Here is a 1,850-nt window from a genome sequence, read left to right as displayed (position 1 = left end):
GAATAATCTGTGGCTGCATTGAGATGCAGCATCAATACAGTTTATGGAGATAAGATGAGAACAATTTCAGTCCGTTCAGTGCTGTTGGCCTCCACTATTACAATGTCAACCGTCGTAACGGCATACGCCGATAGTCAATGGGCAGCAGCCACCACGACCTTTCCAGGTAGTATTCGTGCCGGATCACGGGAAGTTCCTGTTAAGCCCGGAGATCACACGGTGATCACGATTAAGAACCTGCCAACAGGTGCGACTGTCACCATGCTGAATGGTGCTGAAGTCCTTACGCCGAAGCCATTGGCTGCCGATGAGAAGGGAAATCTCACTATTCCACTAAACGTTCCGGCCGACGCTGCTACAGGCCTTCATCCACTCACTGTTATCACGCAAAATCCCGCGAGCGTTTCGCAGGTTATGTTGAAATTGTCCAAGGTTGTTCCCCCGAAAAACACTGAGGCTTTCAGGCTGCAAACAATTCCCGTCGGTGAGCGGGCTTACCAGTCGGCAGTGTCGGCCGATGGGAAGCTCTTCGTGACTTCTGCACGCGGCCCGAAGGATGGTAGCCGGCTGATGAGACTGAACGCAAGAACGCTGGCTGTCGAAGCGGAGGCGACGCTGCCTAAAGACAAAAAGGGAGAGCAGATTGGAGTATTCGGAGTCGGTGTTGATAATGCCCATAACCATGTATGGACGACGAACACGCTTGCCGAGACGGTGACCGTCTATGACGCAAAGACCCTTTCTGTGGTGAAAGTCTTTCCCGAAGGGTCTGTTGTACATCCACGCGATGTGATTATTGATGAAGCCCACAATCGTGCCTATGTCAGTGCAGCGCTGACCGGATTTATCGAGGTATATGACACAAAATCACTTGAACACATCGGTCAACTTGAGTTCGTAGTGGAACATGGCAAAAACATGTTTAACAATACCGATCTTGCCCTTGACAGTGCAGGAGGGAAACTTTTCGGCGTCAGCCGTGATACGCCATGGGTAGGTTGGATTGATCTCAAAACGGGTAAGAGCACGACGGTGAAAGTGCCTGAGGCGCAGGGGGCAACAGACATCACTCGCGATCCGGCGACTGGCCGTCTTTATGTTGCTTCCCAGGAAACGAACAATGTCGTGGTTCTTGATGCGGACGGTAAGGTTCTCGCAGATACTTATATTGGTGCCGGAGGCGTATCTGTCGTCTGGGATCCAGTGACGTCTCAGGTTTTCGCCGCCACGCGTGCAGGTGGAACCGTTGCTGTTCTGAACAAGGACGGTAAACTGGTCGCTAATATTCCGATGGATGAAACACCAAACCACCTGACTGCCGCGCCTGATGGCGCCGTTTATGTGGTGTCGATGTATGGCGCTGTCGGGGACAAAACTCAAACAGGTTCAGTGACGAAAATCACCCAAAAAAAATAGCGACTTCTTTATTCGCGGGCAGACCGGCCTGACATTATTATTTACCCCCTTCCGCCCGTGGAGCGGGAGGGGGTATCCGGCATACCTGCCCAGTATTGACGTATTCATCCTCGATGCTGATTGATGTCCATTGCGATCCCTAAATGCAACCCGAATCTTTCCGCACGCAAGTCTCTAAGAGGCTGCTTTGAGCGAGAAGCGGAAGTGAGAATTTGTCATGATTACCCGGATGCAGGACGAGCATCGGCCTCTGATAATCAATGGAGAGCAGGTCAGGATGACCAGTTCCCTTCTTATTTGTATATTACGGGCAGGCGAGCATACGTATTTACTTAATACTCGTTCACTTTAAGGCTTCGTCTCTGCCGTGATACCAGGTTTCAAAAGCATCAGGGGTCATCGGTTTGGCAAAAAAATAGCCCTGAACTTCATCG

1 protein-coding gene is annotated in these 1,850 nt (G+C 51.1%); it reads left to right on the top strand.

What is annotated here, in order from left to right:
• Positions 1-54 precede the first annotated feature (54 nt).
• Positions 55-1,416: a YncE family protein gene (locus tag CWM53_RS12515; RefSeq protein WP_100695757.1), complete on the top strand. Its 1,362-nt coding sequence runs from the start codon at positions 55-57 to the stop codon at positions 1,414-1,416.
• Positions 1,417-1,850 lie beyond the last annotated feature (434 nt).

The organism is Klebsiella sp. A-Nf5 (assembly GCF_002810545.1).
Classification (GTDB): domain Bacteria; phylum Pseudomonadota; class Gammaproteobacteria; order Enterobacterales; family Enterobacteriaceae; genus Klebsiella; species Klebsiella variicola.
The sequence above is the reverse complement of the archived record's forward strand: the minus strand, read 5'-3'. Positions and strand labels throughout refer to the sequence as shown.

Bases quoted from the DNA above. Each gene is read 5' to 3' on its own strand.
- CWM53_RS12515 (WP_100695757.1), top strand. From the start codon at position 55: ATGAGAACAATTTCAGTCCGTTCAGTGCTGTTGGCCTCCACTATTACA.